Consider the following 21071-nt stretch of genomic DNA (forward strand, 5'->3'; position numbering starts at 1 on the left):
ACATGTTCAAATCTGTCTCATCATGGGATTAACAGTTTTGCTGATGTCGTTCATGATAAAACGCGAACCTGTAAAAGTTTACCTGATTGGTGATTCTACTGTTGCTGATTACAGCCTGGAAACCGATTACATGCAGAAACGTTATCCTCTAACAGGCTGGGGACAGGTTTTTCAACAATTCCTGATAAAAGATAGTCTGAAAAATTTAAATCATCTGATCAAAAATGATAGTGCCCTGGTAATCGACCAAGCAAAAGGCGGCAGAAGCACCCGGTCATTTTTTGAAGAAGGCAGATGGAAAGCGCTTTTAACTACATTGAAGAAAAATGATTTAGTCCTCATTCAATTCGGACATAATGATGCAGCGAAAGATAAACCTGAGCGTTATGTTGATATCCCTGGCTATAAAAAATTTTTAAGAATGTATGTAAATGAAACCAGGGCGAAAGGTGCCAAACCTATCCTGATTACTCCCGTAACCCGAAATTATCCCTGGAAGAATGGAGTACTTGGCAGTGCTCATGGTGAATATCCTCAGGCCGTCATGGATGTAGCGAAGGAATTAAGTGTTCCGGTAATTGACTTAACAACACTTTCCGCAGATTTATTTACTTCAAAAGGCATTGATTTCGTTACCAAAAATTATTTCATGAATTTAGATTCCGGGAAATATGTTGCTTATCCTAAAGGACAAAAAGACAATACCCATTTTCAGCCGGATGGCGCAAAAGAGATTGCCAGGTTAGTATATGAAGGCTTAAAAAAAATCAATATATCTTCAATGTAATCACTAATATGAGTGGGATTTAACCGATCACATTAGTGATCCCAGATTATTTATCCAACCATTAATTTCGTGGCGATGGCAATTCTATTCCAGGCATTAATGGTAATAATCGCCATTATAACCTGAGCTAAATGCTGCTCATTAAAAAAACGAGAAGCGTTACGGTATGTCTCATCAGAAACATGCTTTGAAATTAAAGTTACCTCTTCCGTTAAAGCCAAAACAGCTTTTTCTTTTTCAGTAAACAAAGTGGTTTCTCTCCAGGCATTCAGCAAGTATAAACGCTGTTCAGTTTCGCCAATTTTACGTGCATCTGTACTGTGCATATTCAGGCAAAAAGCACAACCATTAATTTGCGATGCCCTCATTTTAATCAGCTCCAATAATATGGGGTCAATTTTAGTGTTTGATAAATATTTTTCTAAACCATACATGGCTTCATAAGCTGCTGGCTCTGCTTTTTTAATGTTAATTCTAGTTTCCATTGTTATATTTTAATTACGCTATAAAGGTCCGGAATCAATAGATCAAAAAACTTAATCTAGTTTAAGAAAAGAGGCTACTTAACTGCAAAGGGCACCAAGCTATTTGCAATGAATTCAAAATTGGGAAAGTTTAATAATCATATTGCCTGAACATAGTTCAGTGCCTTCCTTGGTTGAAACAACTGAGATTGTTACTTATTTGCATTAAATGATAAGAATAAACATCTATTTTAAATTTGCCTATAATTAAGAACATATATAAGCTCAACTATTTTGGATACCCATTATATACTTAGCACGTACTATTTCCGAATATGCCTTAAATGGTAAAACATTATCGCTTCACCCTTATTTTACTTAAAAACTCAGGTGTAAAACCTAAATATGAAGCCAGCATATATTGTGGAATGCGCTGTACAAATTCGGGAAATGATCTGTTAAAATGATGATACCTTTCTTCTGCCGTCATGCTGTACAGATACCTGATCCGCAATTGGCTGGCCTGATGGCTTTTCTGCAATACCTGCCTGAAATACCTCTCCAGCTTTGGTAATTGAGCAAACATTTCTTCATAATGGCGGTGCTCAATGGCAATAACTTCAGTCGTTTCAGCAGCCTGGATAAAAAACTCAGAAGGTTGTTGAAAAAGAAAGCTGGTCAGGTCAGAAAGCCACCAGTTTTCAATGGCAAACTGCGTGGTTTGTTCTGCACCTTTGATATCAATAAAATATAACCTTAAACATCCTTTTACCACAAAATAATTGGCCCTGCAAACCTGCCCCTGTTCCAGTAAATAAGATTTCTTTTGAACTGTCAATGATTTGAGCAAAGCCGACAGTATTTCTTCTTCCTCCCCACTTAAATTTATAAACCTGTTGATATGACTAAATAAAGATTGATACATTATAGCGAATATACAGATGAATTACATATCTGCAGATTTTAAGATATCACTGGCATAATTGCCCCAGTCCTTTAACGCACGCTTTAAAATATCACTCAACTGTTTTTTATTTACAAGCTTCCCTTTTGAAGGTACTTTAAGCTGTGCATCCGTAACCTCTATATCTTTTACTTTCGTTGCAAACCAGGTAATATGTTCACGCGGCAAGGCTACGCCTAATATCATACCTGGTAATCCATTAAAGGTTTCCGGACCGCCAGATACCGGAATGGCATCGGCATAAAAGGCAACAACGTAAATAGAATCCATCATTAAAGCATTTGCCCGCCTGCAATCATAGCCTGCAATATTTCTGAATTCATCTGTTATTTTCCAGTTTATTTTGCGGATGGAATCTTTAACCAGGTAAGTTTCTTCATAAACCGATTTTTGAATAATACTGGTTTCTGATTTAAGATTACTTAAAATAATGTTATTCTGCTTTGCCGTCGCGAAATTACCTAACCAATTGTTAGATACACTTTCATCTGCCAGCGGATTAAAAAATGTTTGGTTGTTCTTAAAAGTAAGCTCACTTTTCAAAGTTTTAAATTGCGGGTTATTTTTTTGATACTGCTCCAGCGCCTGTGCACTCCAAAAGTTATCAGGATATTTTTTTGCCTGATCTTGAATCAATGCGTAAACATTGATCTTTTTCTCAAATTCTATAATGCCCTGGTTCACAAACCTCGCATTTTGCGCCATTGCATTATTCATTGTGCAAACCAGCATCAGTAAAGTATATTTTAATTTCATTTATAATATTTTAAAAGGATTTTGAATCATTACCATTCAAATTTTATTTTTGAGGCGCACCACCGCCCATTTTATTAAAATCCCAAATCAGGGAGAACATAAAATAACGGCTGATATTATTATAGCTTGTTTGCGTGATCATATTGGAATAGGAAGACCGCCTGAAACCCCGGTTCTGATTAAATAAATCATTACCGCGAATGGTAAGTTTCAGATCTTCATTTTTAAAGAAACCTTTGGTTACAGCTGCATTGATAATGATCTGTTCGAAACTGGTATCAAAAGCTGGCGATTTAGGTGTGTAAGTATATTCACCATCCGCACGAAGTTTGATTTTTTTCGGCAGGGTTAAGCTGAAGCCTCCCCAACCTTGCATCCCCCATCCTTTATTTGCCCGATCTTTTTGAAGCGAGGCTACCTGTGCATGATAACTCGGACCAAAGTTTAAATAGATTTCACTCTTATCCTTATACCTGTTAATCTGTAATGAAGGAGAAAAGCTGGTACTCACAATTTGATTTAATTCGACCACATCACTTAACTGACTTTTTACGTAGCTATAATTTGTATTGCCATTTGCATTTAAATTTAGCCCGATATTGGCATCAAACAGAAATTTAACTTTTCTATTGAACCCGCTATATACACTATAATTAACCGGCGTTCTATCTGTTAAATTAACAGATTTCGCTATTGTCTTTCCAGAAGCATCTGTTTCTGTGCTACTGACTATTGCTTTGTTAACAAAGCCGAAACTACCGTTAATGTATATTGATTGCTGACTCAAAACTTTATAAGCGTTATAACTTGCATTAAATCGACTATTGAAGGATGGTGCCAGATCTGGATTACCAAGAGGTTGATATAAAGGATTATCATTTACCCTTACCGGCTGCAACTGGTTAACGGTAGGTTGGTTTGTACTTCCGTTATAACTGAACCTAAAAGCCCTTTGAGCGGAGAATTTATACATGTAACTGGCTTGAGGTAACCAATTTACGAAACTTCTGCTATAACTTTGATTAGAGAGTTGCTCAAATTGATCAAACTTTGCGGCACTCACCTTACTACCAAAACTAATAGTTGTTTTAGGCTTTTTATAGTTAAAAACAGCTCCACCCTGATTAAGGTATTGACTTGCTTTAAAATCATTGCTGAATTCTTTATCCAGAATATCATAATTTCCAGGTGATGATTGATTGAAAGATTTACGATCAGAACGACTTTCATTAATACCAAAACCATAATTTAACACTAAAGAGATTGATTTTGTTAGTGGCTCATTGTAAGTTAAATTGCTACTAAAAATAGAACTCTGGGTATTGTTTTTCTTTAACTGATCTGTAACTTCCTTTCTTAAAGGTAAACCAGCTTCATCATAATATTCTACAACTGAATTTAAAAAACCATCTGAATTGAGATCATTGAGATTCTGACTAAGACTTACTGAATAATTACGCCCTGCTTTTTTTAGCTTTTTGTTATAAAAGGCAGAGATATTAAATGTTTGTTCTTTACCATTGTTACTATTCGACTGCCTATTTTCGTTGAGTTTGGAATTGTCGCACCTTAATCCAATACTATTTAAGCTGGAGATATTATCACTGTTTTTAAGCAGGCCATCTACTGATACTTTGAGGTTACTGGTGGTATCCGGTTTGATGGTATATACTGCATCAATTTTCTGCCTGAACACATTTCGATCAGAATTTTCATCGGTATTTGTATTGATAATACCATCAGGTAAATTATTCTGACTAAGGGTATTTTTAGTCGTTTTGATGCCTAAGGCACCCAACTTATAATTGGTGTTAATACTCTCCTTATCGCTATTCCATTTATTATCATAATGTGCACCGCCGGTTAAGGCCCGGGGTATCCCTTCACCATAATAATTTCCGTTTTCTAATTCATCTCCATCCCCATAGCTAAACCACATGTTTCCATCATCACTCATTTGCATATTACTATTACCCGCACCTAATTTATTGCCATCTTCCCAACTCAAACCCGTAGTACCGTTATTTGCGGCCGTACCATAAACAGAGAACTTTTGTTTGGCTTTGAAGCGGTTAAACAATGCCTGGCCCTGATAAAAATCTTTAGTACCATAACCCGCATCAATCTTTCCGAAGTAACCACTTTTCTTATCTTCTTTAAGTTTTATATTGATGGTTTGTGTTTTTTGCCCATCATCAACACCTGTGAAGGCTGCCTGATCGCTGGATTTTTCATAAAGTTGAACTTTATCCACCATATCCGCCCTTAGGTTTTTAGTTACCAAGGTTGGATCATCACCAAAAAACTCCTCTCCATCTACCAATACTTTAGGTACGGTTTTCCCCTGGGCCGTAATTTTCCCATCCTTATCTACCTGTATTCCCGGCAGTTTTTTCAACAAATCTTCCACTTTATCATTTGGTTGTATACTATAACTTGATGCGTTAAACTCTGTAGTATCGCCCTTAATTTTAATAGCGGCCTTTTCGCCTTTAATAATTACATCTGCCAAAAGTTTCGCTATTCCGGTTAAATTAATCGTACCAAGATCTATGTCTTTTTTAGTAGAATCTAAGGTAAAGTGATCAACAAAATCAGCATACTTAGGATAAGAAACCAATAGCATAAACTTGCCATTTTTAATACCGTTGATTTCAAAGGAGCCGTTTTCAGCAGACCTGGTAAATTTCACCAGCGTAGAATCTTTAGCATTTAACATGGCAATGGTAGATCCGGAAAGTAAAGTAGTTGAAGCAGTGTCAATGGTGCGGCCTTTAATCTGGTGAACAATTTGCGCCTTCAGGTAGGAAGTAACAAAAACCAGAAAACACAGGCAGAGGAGCGTTCGTTTCATAAGATAATTGATTAGCTTGGTGCTCTAATATAAAACTAATTAATTAGTTAAAATAGGCTTTAACTTTTTTTAACAAAATGATCACACCATATTTAAATCATTAAAAAAATCATATTTAATCAAATTTTAAAATGATGAAACTCCCATCTATACAACACCTTTATAAGGACTTATTAACTGTTGTTAAACGCTTCCCGCTACAGTTCGTATTTATTATTGTGGCAACAGTATGCTGGACATATTATATTCATCTTGACCGTTATGGTGCAGATTCATTGCTTAACGCCGCTCTTCAAAAGATTTTGATAAAAGCTATATTAATCAGTAACCTCGGCCTTACCCTTACACTCGCTTTAGATTTACTGGCAGAAAAAAAGGCATACAAGCCTGGAAAAAAGTGGCTGATCAGGATCTTTGCGGTTTTGAGTTGCCTGTTGCTCTTTTTCTTATTAGATCCTGCAGATAACTTTGCTGATCAGTTAAGAATTGCATTGATGGCATTTGCCTTTCATTTATTTGTTGCTTTCTCTCCATTTATGGATAAAGGCCAGATTAATGGCTTCTGGCAATTTAATAAAGTGTTGTTCCTCCGCTTTTTAACAGCAGCACTTTATTCTATTGTGCTGTATGGTGGTTTAGCAATAGCCCTGGTAGCTATAGATGGCTTATTCAATGTCGCTATTTATTGGAAAACATACATGATTGTTTTTGCAATCATAGTTGCTGGTTTTAGTCCGGTATTCTTTTTAGCAGGTATACCCACCAATTTCGAACAACTGGAAAAAGAAGCTGCTTACCCTAAAGGACTGAAGATATTTACACAATTTGTACTTATTCCACTAATGACCATTTACCTGGCGATTTTATTATTTTATGAAATCAAAATCATGGTAAGTTGGTCATTACCTAAAGGTTTGGTTTCCAGCCTGATTATTGGTTACGCCGTTTTTGGAATTCTATCATTGCTCCTTATTTATCCGATGAAAGAGCAGGAAGGAAACAGCTGGATAAAACTTTTCTCGCGTTTCTTTTATAGCATGCTGATTCCGCTCATCATACTCCTTTTATTGGCAGTTTGGAAGCGGGTTGAACCTTATGGAATAACAGAAAGCAGGTACATACTAATACTGATTGCCTTATGGCTAACTTGCATAACGGTTTACTTTCTCTTTAGTAAAAGGCAAAACATTAAACTCATTCCCATTAGCCTGGCTATTTTAACGATGCTTGCAGTTTACGGACCTCAAAGTGCATCTGCTGTTTCTAAATACGCACAAATTACAAGGCTCAAGAAGATATTATACTCTCAAAAGGCCGAGGATCTAAAGGAAAAGCCATCTGTGGTGAAATATCTCGTATCTAAACATGGCTTAAGCGCTTTGCAGCCTTTTACTTCAAAAAACCTGACTCATATTGAAAATGTAATTGACAGTCGAGATGATTATCAATATGTCAAAGATAAGATAAAAGTGGATACTGCCTTTTCCACTTTAAAGATCAACGACAAGGATATTTATCCCGCCGATACCCAATATACTTTTTTAAGTACCGATCATGATTTCCCTGCGATTAGCGGATTTGATTACCTGCTGGATATAAATAGCTATGAAAATACGGAAAAGGTTTTCAATGGCATCCAAATAAAAATAGATCGTACTAATGATAAAAACTTAATCATTAACCTAGGTGATACAGCCAAATTAGCAATTAACCTGACTAAAATTTTTGAGGAATCAGTAGAACTGGTGAAAGCTAAAAAATTAAAATCAACTAAAAATTATAATGAATTTCTCCTGCCTGCCAATAAGCTAACTTTTTCTAAAATAGTGAAGAATTATCAGTTTACTTATACAATTGGTCAAATCAGAGGTTACAAAACTGGAAGTAGTTTACAGAAAAACTGGTTTGATATTGAAGCGCATTTATTGATTAAAAAATTATAGTATAAAACTATTTTGGAAAGGGGCTGTATCAGGAAAAAATGAACAGCCCCTTTTCTTTTTTTACGGATTGGTAGACCAAACGGCTGCATCTTTTACAAACACCCTTCTGTTAAGCTTCAATTGAGCAATAATCAGTTCTGCTATATCTTCTGGTTGCATCACCTTATCAGGATTACCATCGGTCAGTTTTAAATCAATAGCCATATCCGTTGCCGTAGTACTCGGCGATAATGCCGTTACCCTGATGTTATGTTTTCTCATTTCCTGCATTAATGAAACAGAAAAAGCATTAACTGCCGCCTTAGATGCCGAATATGCACTGGTTACTGCCGCAGGACTAAATGCTGATGAACTTGAAATGCTAATAATCTCACCAGTTTGCCTTTCTATCATTTCTGGCACAACTGCACGGGTTACATAATAAGTACCCATTAAGTTAGTTTGAATAATCCGCTCCCAGTCTGCTATTTCCATTTCTAAGAATTTACCAAACTTTCCAACACCAGCATTATTGATCAAAATTTCAATAAAACCCAACGCTCCTTTAACTGTTTCTATGGCATGGTTTACAGAATCGATATCACTAACATCCATAGTTGCAACAGCTATTTTTACGTGATATTGCTTTAACTCTTCTGCCAGTTCATCTAAATGACTTTTCGTTCTGCCAACTAAGGCTACGTTTACACCTTCTTTTGCTAAAGCCGTGGCAATAGCCTTTCCTATGCCTTTACCCGCACCGGTAACGATTGCATTTTTTCCTGATATATTTTCCATTGTTACATTATTAATATGGCGTTAAACTTTTTAAAAGTTAGTAACGCTAACCTAAATCATTTCATTACAAATCAAACTTAATCCCTTGTGCCAAGGGCAAGGTATCCGAATAATTGATTGTGTTCGTTTGTCTGCGCATATAAGCCCTCCAGGCATCAGATCCGCTTTCTCTTCCACCGCCGGTTTCCTTTTCACCTCCAAAAGCACCACCAATCTCAGCACCTGATGTACCTATATTTACATTCGCAATCCCGCAATCTGATCCTTTTGAAGATAGAAAAAGTTCAGCTTCTCTCAAATTCAAGGTCATAATTGCTGAAGATAAACCCTGTGGAACACCATTTTGTAAAGCAATGGCTTCTGCTAAGGTTTTATATTTAATCAGGTATAAAATCGGCGCAAAAGTTTCATGCTGAACAATTTTGAAGTCATTTTTAACTTCGGCAATACAGGGTTTTACATAACAACCGCTGCTGTAATGATCGCCGGTTAACACACCACCTTCCACGATAAATTGACCACCTTCGGCTTTACATTTCTGAATCGAATCCAGATATGAAGCCACAGCATCCTGATCAATCAACGGACCAACATGATTACTTTGATCCAGCGGGTCGCCAATCCGTAACTGATCATAAGCCTTCACTAATTTTTCTTTAAAGGTATCATAAACACTTTCTTGAATAATCAATCTTCTGGTAGAGGTACAACGCTGACCAGCTGTACCAACGGCACCAAAAACAGCACCGATTAAACTCATATCCAAATCAGCATGTTCTGAAATGATAATCGCATTATTACCTCCCAATTCCAGCAAGGTTTTACCCAGGCGGGCGCCCACGGCTGCAGCAACTTCTTTTCCCATCCGGGTAGAACCTGTTGCAGAAATTAAGGCCACACGGCCATCATGGGTCATCGCTTCTCCCACTACCTTGTCGCCCAAAACCAGGTTGCAAACGCCTTCTTCTATATCATTGGCCTTAAAAACTTTAGCAATAATATGCTGACAGGCAATTGCCGTTAAAGGTGTTTTTTCAGAGGGTTTCCAGATGCAAACATTCCCACAAACCAGCGCCAAAGCTGCATTCCAACTCCAAACGGCCACCGGAAAATTAAATGCTGAAATAATGCCTACAATCCCCAGTGGATGCCATTGCTCATACATGCGGTGGTTCGGGCGTTCACTATGCATGGTTAAGCCATATAACTGGCGCGATAAGCCTACTGCAAAATCACAGATGTCAATCATCTCCTGCACCTCACCTAAACCTTCCTGCAAGCTTTTTCCCATTTCGTATGAAACCAGTGCGCCCAGAGCTTCCTTATTTATCCTCAACGCATCACCAAACTGCCGGATTAAATCTCCACGCTTTGGAGCTGGCACGGTTCTCCATTCAGAAAATGCCAGCTGAGCCTTTTCCACCACCTGGTTATAGTCTTCAGCAGTGGCAACCTTGGCAGAAGCAATTAATTTTCCATCTACAGGAGAAAAACTTTCCAACAATTCAATGTTGGAAAGGCCACCCCAATTACTTCCTGTACTAAAAGCAGCATTATTGGCTTTTACACCTAACTGATCCAAAATGGATTGAATATCTGTCTTCATATAACTAAACGATTTACACAAAAAAACAAAAAATTAAGAGAAAGCAGGTACATTTGAGTCTTTACTTTATCACAATAATTTAGATGTTGTTTTAAAGATAACAGACCCATAAAATCATAAAAAATGAATAATAAGTTTCTCACCTGCAGTGCGCTGTTGCTGACTTTTTTTGTGGCAGGTAATCTTTCAGCTCAGGAAAAACCTACAGAAAAGCCCGAAAATTTATCTGTCTACCGTGTTACCCCCACTAAAATTAATGATTTGGTGCATACCAAACTGGATGTTTCCTTTGATTATGCCAAACGTTATCTGTACGGAAAAGAATGGGTAACCTTAAAACCTCATTTTTACCCGACAGACTCCCTTACCCTTGATGCCCAGGGAATGGATATTAAAACCGTTGCATTAGTAGGTATCAAAGGAAATACACCGTTGAAATATGTATATAACAACAATAAGTTATACATTAACCTTAATAAAAAATACACTAAACAAGAAAAATATACCATCTACATCGCATATACGGCGAAGCCGGATGAATTAAAAGTAAAAGGTAGTGCAGCCATAACGGATGCGAAAGGATTATACTTCATCAACCCGGACGGTACGGATAAAGATAAACCCACCCAAATCTGGACACAAGGTGAAACTGAATCTTCGTCAGCCTGGTTTCCGACGATAGATAAGCCAGACCAAAAAACTACCCAGGAAATTTCGATGACAGTTAAATCGAAATACACCACCTTATCCAACGGAAAACTGGTCAGCCAGAAACCCAATACAGATGGTACCAGAACCGATACCTGGAAGATGGACTTGCCGCATTCTCCTTACCTCTTTATGATGGCCATTGGCGATTTCAAAATCACTAAAGATACTTATAAAGGCAAAGAGGTTAACTATTATCTGGAACCAAAATACGCACCTTATGCCAAACAGATTTTTGGGAAAACCCCTGAGATGATGAAGTTTTACAGCGAAACTTTAGGGCTGGATTATCCCTGGAATAAATATGCACAGGTGGTGGCCAGAGATTATGTTTCGGGTGCTATGGAAAATACCACGGCAACTTTACACGGTGAGCAGATTCAGAAAACAGATCGCGAATTGTTAGATGGAAACGAAGAAGGCATCATTGCACACGAACTCTTCCACCAGTGGTTTGGCGATTATGTAACGGCAGAATCATGGTCAAACTTAACCATGAACGAATCTTTTGCCACTTTTGGTGAGATTATCTGGCAAGGACACGATGCGGGTAAAGATGCCGAAGATAAATTACGCTATGAAAAACTTCAATCTTATATCAGTTCCACCAAAAATGGCGAAAGTCCTGTTTTAGCACGTTTTCACTATGCAGATAAAGAAGACATGTTTGATAATGTGAGCTACGCAAAAGGATCTGTTATTTTATATGCACTGAAAAATCAAATGGGCGATGCGGCTTTTTATCAATCGCTCAATAAATACCTAACCACCAACGCATTTAAAAATGGGGAAACGCACCAATTGAGATTAGCCATGGAAGAAGTGACCGGCAAAGACTGGAGTCCTTATTTTAACCAGTGGTATTACAATGGCGGCCACCCCATTTTAGCTATAGATTATGGCTATCAAAATGGAAAGGCCACTATTAAAGTGAAGCAAACACAAGATTCAAGTGTACAAACTTTTACCTTACCAGTTAAAGTAGATATCTATGCAGCCGGGAAAAAGATCAGAAAAGAAATTATTATCGACAAGCGTGAAGAGACTTTTTCTTTTGACGTAAGCAGCAAGCCAGATTTAATTGATTTTGATGCCGATAAAATTATCGTTGGCGAAATGAACGACAATAAAGTGGCTGAAGATTATTACTTTCAATATAAAAATGCACCAAGTTATGCCAACAGACTTGAAGCACTGCAATTCATTATGCAAAGCAAAGCCAAAAGCGGTCAGCAGGTTTTATTGGCAGCCCTAAAAGATTCGTCAGGCGATTTACGTGCCTTAAGCATCGCCGGTTTAAATCTTGAAGATGCCCAAATTAAAGCTGCGGCACTTCCGGTTTTATTACAGCTGGCAAAAACAGACCGGGATACTGAAGTGAGAGCTGCAGCAATTTCCAAATTGGGAGAAACCGGCGATCAGACTTATAAAAGTTTAATGTCCGAAAGCCTAAAGGACAGATCTTATCGCGTGATTGCTGCAGGAATAAGCGGTCTGGCAAAACTTGCCCCTAAGGAAAGTATAAGCACGCTATCAGCATTGGATCAGGATACAAAAGATCATATTGCGCCTTCGATTGCCGAACTTTACATTGGCGATCCGAAAGATGAACACCAGGAATTTTATACAAACATTATGGATAAGGGCGACCGGAATAAAGTTTTTGCGGTGATTGGTCAATATTTTCAATACCTGAGGGCCAATACCAATCCGGCTGTAACAGAAAAAGGCATTAAAAATATTAAAGATGCCATTGAAAGACTGAAATTACAGCCTTACCTGAATAAACGACTTTCATCAGCATATGAAGCTACGGCCCAGGGTAAATCCAAGCAAGCCGGCGCAGCAAGCGGAGAAGATAAAAAGAACCTGATGAAACAGGCTGAGATATTCAAAAAAGCAGCTGTTGATTTAGGAAAAGAATCATAAAAAATTAAGGTTGATGAGTCTGATCATCAACCTTTTTTCTTTGCTTAATGCCGGCCTTTGAAAGCAGTGGTTTTATAGGGTGTAGTACCCACAACCAAAGATATTACCGCTTAATTTTCATGACTTCATCATTACCTTAGTCAGGCAAATTAGTGCTATTTTTGTACGAGAAGGGAAAAGGAGCCGCGATGTTGAAAAAATATTTTGATTATCCACACCTTATAATTGGAACAATAAGCTTTATTTTCAGTTGCTTACATCTTTTTCAACAACTGATGTTAATAATTATTTCTTAGCCGAATAATTTAAATTGGTAAACTTATATTGTATCTTTCTGCCAATTGGCACGGTTCTTTAATTTAATTAAATATGGAAGAAGAATTCTTTTTTGAATCCAATGAAGACGCACAACGTTCGGTAGAGCGCTATGAAGAGATGATCCGCAATCAGGATCAGTACTTTTTTGATGCAGGCGCCTTTGAGTATATTGTAGATTTTTACATCGAAAAAAATGATCCGGTTAAGGCTTTACAAGTGGTAGATTATGCCATCAATCAACATCCTTATGCCACCGTATTTTTAATTAAACAGGCACATCTTTATATTTTAACCAATAATAATGATCAGGCTTTTTTAGCCTTGCAAAAAGCCGAATTACTGGAACCATCAGAGCCGGATATTTATCTGCTCCGTGGTAATATCTTTCAGAATACCGAGCGTTTTAGCGAGGCACTGGAAAATTACGAAAAGGCATTGGGCTTAGCCGAAAGTACGGATGAAATTTTATTGCAGATGGCTTATGTATACCAGAGCATGGGCGATTATGAAAGTGCCATCACCTACATTAAGCTGAGCCTGGAACAAAATATGGAAAACCAGGATGGCTTATATGAGCTGGCTTTCTGTTATGATGTTTTAGACAAACAGGAAGAAAGTATTAAATTCTATCAGCAGTACATTGATACCGATCCTTATTCATATGCAGCATGGTACAATCTAGGCAACAGTTTTCATAAATTAAATCTTTTTGAAAAAGCCATAGATGCTTATGACTATGCAATTTTAATCAAAGAAGATTTCAGCTCGGCTTATTTTAATAAGGGAAATGCCCTGGTACAGCTTGACAAGTACGATGAGGCCATAGATGTTTATAAGCAAACTTTCGAATATGAACAGCCCAATGCCGATACCTATTGCGCCATCGGGGAATGTTATGAGAAGTTGGAAAAGATGGACGAAGCCCGCTCCTATTACAAAAAGTCGGTGAAAATGGATCCGAAAATGGCTGATGCCTGGTTCGGAATTGGCGTAACCCTTAACCATGAAGAACGCTATTTTGAATCATTGCATTTTTATAAAAAAGCAATCGACCTGGAAGCGGAAAATGCTGATTTCTGGTTTGCTATGGCTGATGCCTACTATAAACTGGGGCAGATTGAAGAATCTATTACGGCTTACGAAAAGGTTTTGGAATACAATCCGCTTGATATTGAAGCCTGGCTGGATTTCAGCACAGTATTGTATGAACAAGGGAAATTGCTTGATGCATCAGAAACAATGGCTGAAGCCATTAAGAATAATCCGGAAGCAGCAGAATTATACTACCGCATGGTGGCATACCTGTTTGCAATGGGAAATTATGCAGATGCGCTGGGTTATCTCGAAACCGCTTTAACCACTGATCCCGATAAGCATTACATCTTATTTGAGTATTTACCGCAGCTGCAGGATAACAGTGCCATTATTAATGTTATTAACAGATATATCAGGTAAAAGCCTTTTGAGAAAAATTTAACAAATAAATCTCAAAATTTTTTTCACTTTTGTACGCATATGAATTACCCATTATTAAACGTTCCTGAACGTCCTGCTAAACCACGCCAGAAAGGCCTCACCATGGTTATGGATAAAGGATTAAGCCTTCGCCAGGTGGAAGATTTTATCGAAGTTGCCGGCGTACATACAGATATCGTAAAATTAGGTTGGGCTACATCTCACGTTACACCAAACCTTAAAGAAAAATTAGCTTTATATAAAAGTGCCGGCATTCCTACTTATTTTGGAGGAACATTGTTTGAGGCCTTTATCATCCGGAATCAGTTTACTGATTATCAACGCATTCTAGATCAATACGGAATGGAATACGCCGAAGTATCTGATGGTTCCATTGAAATTGAGCATGACCTGAAATGTGGCTACATTTCCGAACTGGCTAAACAGGTAACTGTAATTTCTGAGGTAGGCAGTAAGGATGCAGCTAAAATATTTGCGCCATACAAATGGATCAAATTAATGCAGGCAGAACTTGAAGCTGGCTCCTGGAAGGTAATTGCAGAAGCACGCGAAGGTGGAAATGTAGGAATTTACCGTGGCAGTGGCGAAGTACGTGAAGGCCTGGTAGATGAAATTCTGACACAGATTCCGGAAGAAACCATCATCTGGGAAGCCCCGCAAAAAGAACAACAGGTTTGGTTTATCAAACTGATCGGCTCAAATGTTAACCTGGGCAATATTGCACCGGCAGAAGTGATCCCTTTAGAAACCATACGTTTAGGACTTAGAGGTGATACTTTTGATTACTTCCTGAACCAAACTAAATAACCTACAGTCCTGATAAGGATGCATAGTTAAATAAGCCTTGCAGGTTTCAAAACCTGTAAGGTTTGCTGTTTATATATCAATATGAAAACTTACGGCTTAATCGGATTTCCGCTATCTCATTCCTTCTCTAAAAAGTATTTCACAGAGAAATTTTTAAATGAAGGCATTGTTAATCATCGCTATGAGCTTTATCCTATTGAACAGATTCAATCACTGCCTGAATTATTAAGTGCAGATGCGACATTAGCCGGCTTAAATGTTACCATTCCACATAAGGTAAGCATTTTAACATTCCTGAATGAGATAGAAGAGGCTGCAGAAAAAATCGGGGCAGTAAATTGCATATCTATCAAACGGCTTGAAGGTGAAGTTTATTTAAAAGGCTTCAATACGGATGCCTTTGGCTTCGAAAAGTCTTTAGTTCCCTTACTTAAATCACACCATAAAAAAGCATTGGTATTTGGTGATGGCGGAGCAGCTAAAGCGGTTAAATATGTATTGGAGAAACTGGGTATTGCCTATCTTACCGTGGTGCGTAAACCCATTGAAAATGGAATTTTATATGCTGAAGTTACACCGGAAATTTTCTCCAGCCATACTTTGCTGATTAATACCACCCCGCTGGGAATGTTGCCTCATGTGGATGCCTATCCGGAAATAGATTATTCGCAGATCGGGCCGCAGCACCTGGCCTACGATTTAGTGTATAACCCTTTAGAAACTGCTTTTCTGGCAAAAGCAGCCGCCCGGGGCGCTGTAATTAAAAATGGGCTGGAAATGTTGCATCAACAGGCTGAGCAAGCCTGGGACATCTGGAATAAATAATTTTAATGGCTGTTAAGGCTTTATTAATGATTAGGAACAATGAAATTAAAATACCTTATCCTTTTTCAGTTTGTTCTGCTGTTGAGTTTTTCGGCTTGCCAAAACAATGATTACAGTCCGAAACCTAAAGCATATTACCGCATTTTATATCCAAAAAAAACTTACCAGCCACTATTAGCACCGGTTCCTTTCCGTTTTGATTATCCGGAATATGCTACGCTGGAAAAAGATGTTAGCCGTGATGCGCAAAAGTATTGGTACAATTTACATTTTAAGCAGTTTAACGGTTTTCTGCATTTAACATATTATGATATTTCAGGCAAAAAGGAATATGACAATATGGTTGAAGATGCCAGGAAATTAGCTTTCAAACACACCATAAAAGCCAGCGCCATCGATCAAAAACTTATTCACTACCCAGATAGAAAGGTTTATGGAATTTATTATGCCATTGAAGGAAATACGGCTTCTTCGGTACAGTTTTTTCTAACAGACAGCACAAAACATTATTTTAGGGGTGCCTTATATTTCAATGAGCGCCCGCAATATGATTCCATAGCACCAGTAATTAATTTTATTAAAAAAGATATCGACACCCTGATCTCTACCTTCAGGTGGAAAAACCAATAATATATGATTACAGTAAAAACCCTGACCTTTAACGCCTACAGTGAAAATACATATGTTTTATTTGATGAAACGAAGGAATGTATAATTATAGACCCGGGCATGTATGAAGGCCATGAGCAAAATGAACTGACTATTTTCATTAAAGAAAATAACCTTAAGCCCGTTTTGTTGCTGAATACGCATTGTCATCTTGATCATGTTTTTGGCAATAAGTTTATCTTCGATACTTATGGGTTAAAACCACAGTTTCATAAGGGCGAACTGGAAGTATTAAATGCTGTTCCGGGTTATGCACCAGCAATGGGTTTTACTAAATACCAGATTTCTCCACTTCCAGATAAGTTTTTAACAGAAACAGATACCATCACTTTTGGAAACAGTTCGCTTACCATCATTTTTGCTCCGGGTCACTCTCCGGCTCATTTATGTTTCTACAGCGCGGCAGATCATACCTTAATGGGTGGTGATGTATTATTTCAGGGGAGTATTGGCCGTACTGATCTTCCGGGCGGAAATCATCAGCAATTAATTCAAAACATTTCACAGAAACTTTTCGTTTTACCTGATGAAACAATAGTATATCCAGGCCATGGTCCTGCAACAACTATTGGTTATGAAAAACAAAACAATCCTTTTTTTTAAAATAATACAGGATGATTAACGAGCCATACATTGTGCGGGGTTCACAAGCCTGGCCTTTTATCTTTAAACCCTCAACCTTTTAATTATCTTTACTGCTGTGAATACGCCACTATATATTGCAAAACGTTATTTGTTTGCAAAAAAGTCTACCAATGCCATTAACCTGATATCCGGCATATCAATGGTTGGGGTAATGGTTGGAAGTGCGGCACTCATTATTATCCTTTCCGTATTCAATGGACTGGAAACAGTGGTTCTTGGTTTATTTGATACCATGACACCAGAGCTCGTCATTGTACCGGCAAAGGGTAAAACATTTGACCCAAATACACCATACTTTTCATCACTCAGAAAAAATGCTTCGGTATTTTCTTATACAGAAGTACTGCAGGAAAACGCCTTGTTAAAATACAATCAAAAACAAGCCGTAGGCATGGTTAAGGGGGTAAGCCTGGCCTATTTAAAAAACAGTAAGCTGGATAGTTCTATTAAAGAAGGCCATTTCATCTTACAGAACAAAAATGGTTATAGTGCTGTAATAGGTTCTACATTACAAAGCCAGCTCGCCGTGAATACCCTTGATCCATTTACAGAAATGGAACTTTTCTCGCCTAAGAAAACCATTGCTGTGAACTCATTAAACCCGACAGATGATTTTGTCAATAAGAGCATCAGGGTAAGTGGTGTTTTTGAGGTACAACAGGAATTCGATAATGGCATTATTGTACCGTTGGCCTTTGCCAGAGAATTGCTGGGGGAAGAAAAAAATGTATCTACTATAGAAATAAACCTGCAGGCCGGAACTGATGTGGATCATTTTCAGGAAGAAGTGGCTTCCAGGCTTGGAGAGGCTTTTGAGGTGCGTAACCGGGCAGAACAAAACCGGTCGCTCTACCACATCTTGAACACTGAAAAATGGGCGGTTTATATTATCCTGACATTTATTCTGATTATTGCTATTTTCAATATCATTGGTTCATTAACGATGCTGGTGATCGATAAAGTAAAAGACATTGCCATTTTAAGCAGCCTGGGAGCGAGTAAAAAGCTCATTAAAAGGATTTTCTTATTTGAAGGCATGATGATTACCATGTCTGGCTGTATATTAGGATTGATTATCGGGCTGATTTTCTACTTTATTCAGCATAAATATGGCATTATCAAAATGGGAGAAGCAAATTTGCTAATGGAATCTTATCCAATCGGACTCAAGTGGAAAGACTATGTCTTAGTATTCGTTACGGTTGGATTTTTTTCATTTTTGGCATCAGCTTTGTCATCAAATTTAAGTGTCAAAAAGATAGACCAAATTAATCAAACGATATAAGGATGAAGTTATTTAAACAAGCATTTGTAGGTGTTATGCTCCTTGGAGTAGCTGTTACAGCTTGTAATAGAAAGGATAAAGCCGAGCGGGAAGAAAGTAACGTTAAGGTGGTAAAAGGATTATATAGCTTTGGTCCGGAGATGAAATCATTCACCATGTGTGACGATGGCCGGGAATATTGGGTGGCAGACAGTGTTAAAAATCTGGAGCTTTCCTACAGCAATCTGAATTTCGAAAAGCCCTATGAACCCGTTTATGTTGAACTGGAAGGTTATTTTTCCAAATCAGATACAACAGCCGTTTCGGCAGATTTTGATTCCACTTTGGTGGTTACAAAAGTTCTGAAAATCAGCAAGGAAATTCCTGATGGGCCTTGTGCACAATAACCATTCACGTATCTGAATAATAATATATTGGCATTAATTACGCCGCAAAACAAGTTAACCGCAATATAATTAAACAGAAAGAGCTCCATTTAGGAGCTCTTTCTGTTTAATAGCATTTAGTCTGCACTACCAGTAAATTCCGTAAAGCGCAACCAACAAACCAACAATGATTAAAGCACCAACCGCAAAGCTTGTTGTTGTTTTAAACATGTTCGAATCAATTTCAAGTCCTTTTGGATTGGCGATACCTTTTCTGTTTTCAGTTAAGCTGATTAATACCATTCCGAGAATACAGAATACAAATACGATGCCCATTCTATCAAGAAAGGGAATTTCATAGATTCCGGCGGCCGTTTTAACAGAAAAACCTATTCCTGATAAGAAAGAAAGATCCATCATTCCAGGTAAGAATTTCAATAGTAAGGATAAGCCGAAACCACCAATTGTTGCAAATAGTGCCGCATTTGAAGTAGATCTTTTCCAGAAGAAACCCAAAATAAACATGGCAAAGATACCCGGAGATACAAAACCTGTATATTCCTGAATGTATTGGAAACCACCTTTTTTGTCAATCCCTAAGTGAGGTGCAATTAAAACACCCAGTACCATAGCAACTACAACAGCAATTTTACCCGTAAACACGAGATCTTTCTCTGAAGCATTGGTTTTCAAAACCTTTTTATAAATATCAAGTGTAAAGATGGTTGCAATACTGTTGGCCTTACCCGCTAAAGAAGCCACTACTGCCGCGGTTAAAGCTGCAAATGATAAGCCTTTTAATCCGGCAGGTAATAAGTTTAACAATACCGGATAAGCACGGTCAGGGTTTACAGAACCATCCTGCAACATTTCTGCCTGGAAAACACCGTCCTTGTACAGCACGTAGGCTGCGATACCCGGAAGCACAACAATGATAGGCATTAATAATTTTAAGAAAGCGGCAAATAATAAACCGCCACGGGCCGTTTTTAGATCGGCGCCCAACGCACGTTGTGTGATGTATTGATTACAACCCCAATAATTTAAATTCACAATCCACATCCCGCCGATTAAAACGCTTAAACCTGGCAAATCGATGTAGTTTTCATTATCCGGTTTTAAAATCATGTGAAAATGCTCTGATGCTTTTGAAGTCATCAGGCTGTAGCCTTCTAAAACACCTGATGTACCATAATGGGTAGACACTAAATTTAGTGCCAGGTAAGTTGTTGCCAACCCTCCAAGAATTAAGAAAAACACCTGGATTACATCGGTATAGCCAATTACTTTCATACCACCAAGGGTAATCAAAATGGCAAATGCAGCAATGGCATACATACAGAAAGTTAAATCAAAGCCTGATATACTGCTTACTGCCAGTGCACCTAAATATAAGATAGAAGTTAAATTAACTACAACATATAAAAGTAACCAAAACACGGCCATAATCATAGCAACAGTACCATTGTAGCGCTGATGCAGGAATTGAGGCATCGTTGCAATTTTATTCTTGAGGTAAACAGGAATAAAGAAAACAGCAACAATAACCAATGTTAAAGCACCCATCCATTCGTATGTAGCAATGGCCAATCCCATCTTAAAGCCGGAACCACTCATTCCTATAAACTGCTCAGCAGAGATATTGGAGGCAATAAGTGATGCACCGATTGCCCACCAGGTAAGCGAACCTTCTGCTAAAAAGTAATCTTTGGAACCTGTGGATGCAGATTTTTTCTTATTGTAGATGTAGAGGCCATAGGCAGCTACAATAACGAAGTATACTGCAAATACAATGTAATCCTTCGTGTCCAGTAAGTTTTGTTTCATTGAATGATATAAAGGTTATTTGGTTTAGAAATCTAAATGTAGTAAAATCATAAATTAATATTCACA

Annotated in this window: 17 protein-coding genes; 10 read left to right on the plus strand and 7 right to left on the minus strand. The window is 37.9% G+C overall.

Translation table 11 applies throughout. The features are described from left to right. Positions 1 to 22 precede the first annotated feature (22 nt). The gene (locus CBW18_RS02565; RefSeq protein ID WP_253248946.1) at positions 23 to 787 is read left to right on the plus strand and encodes a rhamnogalacturonan acetylesterase; all 765 of its coding nucleotides are present in this window, start codon (positions 23 to 25) and stop codon (positions 785 to 787) included. Positions 788 to 837: 50 nt separating this feature from the next. Here the strand turns inward: CBW18_RS02565 and CBW18_RS02570 are convergent, their stop codons facing one another. The 4 genes from CBW18_RS02570 to CBW18_RS02585 form a co-directional block, all read right to left on the minus strand. Beyond that, positions 838 to 1272, minus strand: a complete 435-nt coding sequence (locus CBW18_RS02570; protein ID WP_088299667.1) for a carboxymuconolactone decarboxylase family protein — start codon at positions 1270 to 1272, stop codon at positions 838 to 840. Between the two features lie 334 nt (positions 1273 to 1606). Beyond that, positions 1607 to 2176 carry a Crp/Fnr family transcriptional regulator gene (locus CBW18_RS02575; RefSeq protein ID WP_088299668.1) on the minus strand — a complete coding sequence of 190 codons (570 nt, stop codon included), beginning with the start codon at positions 2174 to 2176 and terminating at the stop codon, positions 1607 to 1609. 21 nt (positions 2177 to 2197) lie between these two features. Beyond that, entirely contained in the window at positions 2198 to 2971 is a 774-nt protein-coding gene (locus CBW18_RS02580) for a GLPGLI family protein (RefSeq protein ID WP_088299669.1), read from the minus strand. A gap of 43 nt (positions 2972 to 3014) precedes the next feature. Beyond that, positions 3015 to 5825, minus strand: coding sequence for a TonB-dependent receptor (locus tag CBW18_RS02585; RefSeq protein WP_088299670.1), 2811 nt, complete (start codon positions 5823 to 5825; stop codon positions 3015 to 3017). 131 nt (positions 5826 to 5956) lie between these two features. On the opposite strand from CBW18_RS02585, the gene CBW18_RS02590 reads away from it, so the two are divergent. Continuing rightward, on the plus strand, positions 5957 to 7768 hold the full coding sequence (locus tag CBW18_RS02590; RefSeq protein ID WP_088299671.1) for a DUF4153 domain-containing protein: 1812 nt from the start codon (positions 5957 to 5959) through the stop codon (positions 7766 to 7768). A 60-nt stretch (positions 7769 to 7828) separates the two neighbouring features. Here the strand turns inward: CBW18_RS02590 and CBW18_RS02595 are convergent, their stop codons facing one another. Both CBW18_RS02595 and CBW18_RS02600 read right to left on the minus strand, forming a co-directional pair. Next, positions 7829 to 8545, minus strand: coding sequence for a 3-ketoacyl-ACP reductase (locus CBW18_RS02595; protein ID WP_088299672.1), 717 nt, complete (start codon positions 8543 to 8545; stop codon positions 7829 to 7831). Between the two features lie 64 nt (positions 8546 to 8609). Next, the gene (locus CBW18_RS02600) at positions 8610 to 10151 is read right to left on the minus strand and encodes an aldehyde dehydrogenase family protein (protein WP_088299673.1); all 1542 of its coding nucleotides are present in this window, start codon (positions 10149 to 10151) and stop codon (positions 8610 to 8612) included. A 123-nt stretch (positions 10152 to 10274) separates the two neighbouring features. On the opposite strand from CBW18_RS02600, the gene CBW18_RS02605 reads away from it, so the two are divergent. From CBW18_RS02605 to CBW18_RS02640, 8 genes are all read left to right on the plus strand, one after another. Then, positions 10275 to 12788, plus strand: a complete 2514-nt coding sequence (locus CBW18_RS02605; RefSeq protein WP_088299674.1) for a M1 family aminopeptidase — start codon at positions 10275 to 10277, stop codon at positions 12786 to 12788. A gap of 369 nt (positions 12789 to 13157) precedes the next feature. Beyond that, positions 13158 to 14561 (plus strand): tetratricopeptide repeat protein, encoded by a 1404-nt coding sequence (locus CBW18_RS02610; RefSeq protein WP_088299675.1) that lies wholly within the window; start codon positions 13158 to 13160, stop codon positions 14559 to 14561. A 60-nt stretch (positions 14562 to 14621) separates the two neighbouring features. Then, positions 14622 to 15389 (plus strand): phosphosulfolactate synthase, encoded by a 768-nt coding sequence (locus CBW18_RS02615; protein WP_088299676.1) that lies wholly within the window; start codon positions 14622 to 14624, stop codon positions 15387 to 15389. Positions 15390 to 15470: 81 nt separating this feature from the next. Then, entirely contained in the window at positions 15471 to 16214 is a 744-nt protein-coding gene (locus tag CBW18_RS02620) for a shikimate dehydrogenase (protein ID WP_088299677.1), read from the plus strand. A gap of 39 nt (positions 16215 to 16253) precedes the next feature. Beyond that, positions 16254 to 16844 (plus strand): gliding motility lipoprotein GldD, encoded by a 591-nt coding sequence (locus CBW18_RS02625; protein ID WP_088299678.1) that lies wholly within the window; start codon positions 16254 to 16256, stop codon positions 16842 to 16844. Between the two features lie 3 nt (positions 16845 to 16847). After that, on the plus strand, positions 16848 to 17486 hold the full coding sequence (locus tag CBW18_RS02630; RefSeq protein ID WP_088299679.1) for an MBL fold metallo-hydrolase: 639 nt from the start codon (positions 16848 to 16850) through the stop codon (positions 17484 to 17486). A 97-nt stretch (positions 17487 to 17583) separates the two neighbouring features. Further along, a complete protein-coding gene (locus CBW18_RS02635; RefSeq protein ID WP_172406423.1) occupies positions 17584 to 18813 on the plus strand; it encodes an ABC transporter permease in 1230 nt (409 codons plus the stop codon). Positions 18814 to 18815: 2 nt separating this feature from the next. Further along, a complete protein-coding gene (locus tag CBW18_RS02640; RefSeq protein ID WP_088299680.1) occupies positions 18816 to 19199 on the plus strand; it encodes a hypothetical protein in 384 nt (127 codons plus the stop codon). A 126-nt stretch (positions 19200 to 19325) separates the two neighbouring features. On the opposite strand, the gene CBW18_RS02645 is transcribed toward CBW18_RS02640, so the two are convergent. Further along, positions 19326 to 21005, minus strand: a complete 1680-nt coding sequence (locus CBW18_RS02645) for a sodium/sugar symporter (RefSeq protein WP_088299681.1) — start codon at positions 21003 to 21005, stop codon at positions 19326 to 19328. Between the last annotated feature and the right edge of the window lie 66 nt (positions 21006 to 21071).

This window comes from Pedobacter sp. AJM (assembly GCF_002197755.1).
Taxonomy (GTDB): domain Bacteria; phylum Bacteroidota; class Bacteroidia; order Sphingobacteriales; family Sphingobacteriaceae; genus Pedobacter.

What these genes read in the sequence shown, in the direction of transcription:
- CBW18_RS02565 (WP_253248946.1), top strand. Translation starts at nt 23, where the DNA reads ATGGGATTAACAGTTTTGCTGATGTCGTTCATGATAAAACGCGAACCT.
- CBW18_RS02570 (WP_088299667.1), bottom strand. Translation starts at nt 1,272, where the DNA reads ATGGAAACTAGAATTAACATTAAAAAAGCAGAGCCAGCAGCTTATGAA.
- CBW18_RS02575 (WP_088299668.1), bottom strand. Translation starts at nt 2,176, where the DNA reads ATGTATCAATCTTTATTTAGTCATATCAACAGGTTTATAAATTTAAGT.
- CBW18_RS02580 (WP_088299669.1), bottom strand. Translation starts at nt 2,971, where the DNA reads ATGAAATTAAAATATACTTTACTGATGCTGGTTTGCACAATGAATAAT.
- CBW18_RS02585 (WP_088299670.1), bottom strand. Translation starts at nt 5,825, where the DNA reads ATGAAACGAACGCTCCTCTGCCTGTGTTTTCTGGTTTTTGTTACTTCC.
- CBW18_RS02590 (WP_088299671.1), top strand. Translation starts at nt 5,957, where the DNA reads ATGATGAAACTCCCATCTATACAACACCTTTATAAGGACTTATTAACT.
- CBW18_RS02595 (WP_088299672.1), bottom strand. Translation starts at nt 8,545, where the DNA reads ATGGAAAATATATCAGGAAAAAATGCAATCGTTACCGGTGCGGGTAAA.
- CBW18_RS02600 (WP_088299673.1), bottom strand. Translation starts at nt 10,151, where the DNA reads ATGAAGACAGATATTCAATCCATTTTGGATCAGTTAGGTGTAAAAGCC.
- CBW18_RS02605 (WP_088299674.1), top strand. Translation starts at nt 10,275, where the DNA reads ATGAATAATAAGTTTCTCACCTGCAGTGCGCTGTTGCTGACTTTTTTT.
- CBW18_RS02610 (WP_088299675.1), top strand. Translation starts at nt 13,158, where the DNA reads ATGGAAGAAGAATTCTTTTTTGAATCCAATGAAGACGCACAACGTTCG.
- CBW18_RS02615 (WP_088299676.1), top strand. Translation starts at nt 14,622, where the DNA reads ATGAATTACCCATTATTAAACGTTCCTGAACGTCCTGCTAAACCACGC.
- CBW18_RS02620 (WP_088299677.1), top strand. Translation starts at nt 15,471, where the DNA reads ATGAAAACTTACGGCTTAATCGGATTTCCGCTATCTCATTCCTTCTCT.
- CBW18_RS02625 (WP_088299678.1), top strand. Translation starts at nt 16,254, where the DNA reads ATGAAATTAAAATACCTTATCCTTTTTCAGTTTGTTCTGCTGTTGAGT.
- CBW18_RS02630 (WP_088299679.1), top strand. Translation starts at nt 16,848, where the DNA reads ATGATTACAGTAAAAACCCTGACCTTTAACGCCTACAGTGAAAATACA.
- CBW18_RS02640 (WP_088299680.1), top strand. Translation starts at nt 18,816, where the DNA reads ATGAAGTTATTTAAACAAGCATTTGTAGGTGTTATGCTCCTTGGAGTA.
- CBW18_RS02645 (WP_088299681.1), bottom strand. Translation starts at nt 21,005, where the DNA reads ATGAAACAAAACTTACTGGACACGAAGGATTACATTGTATTTGCAGTA.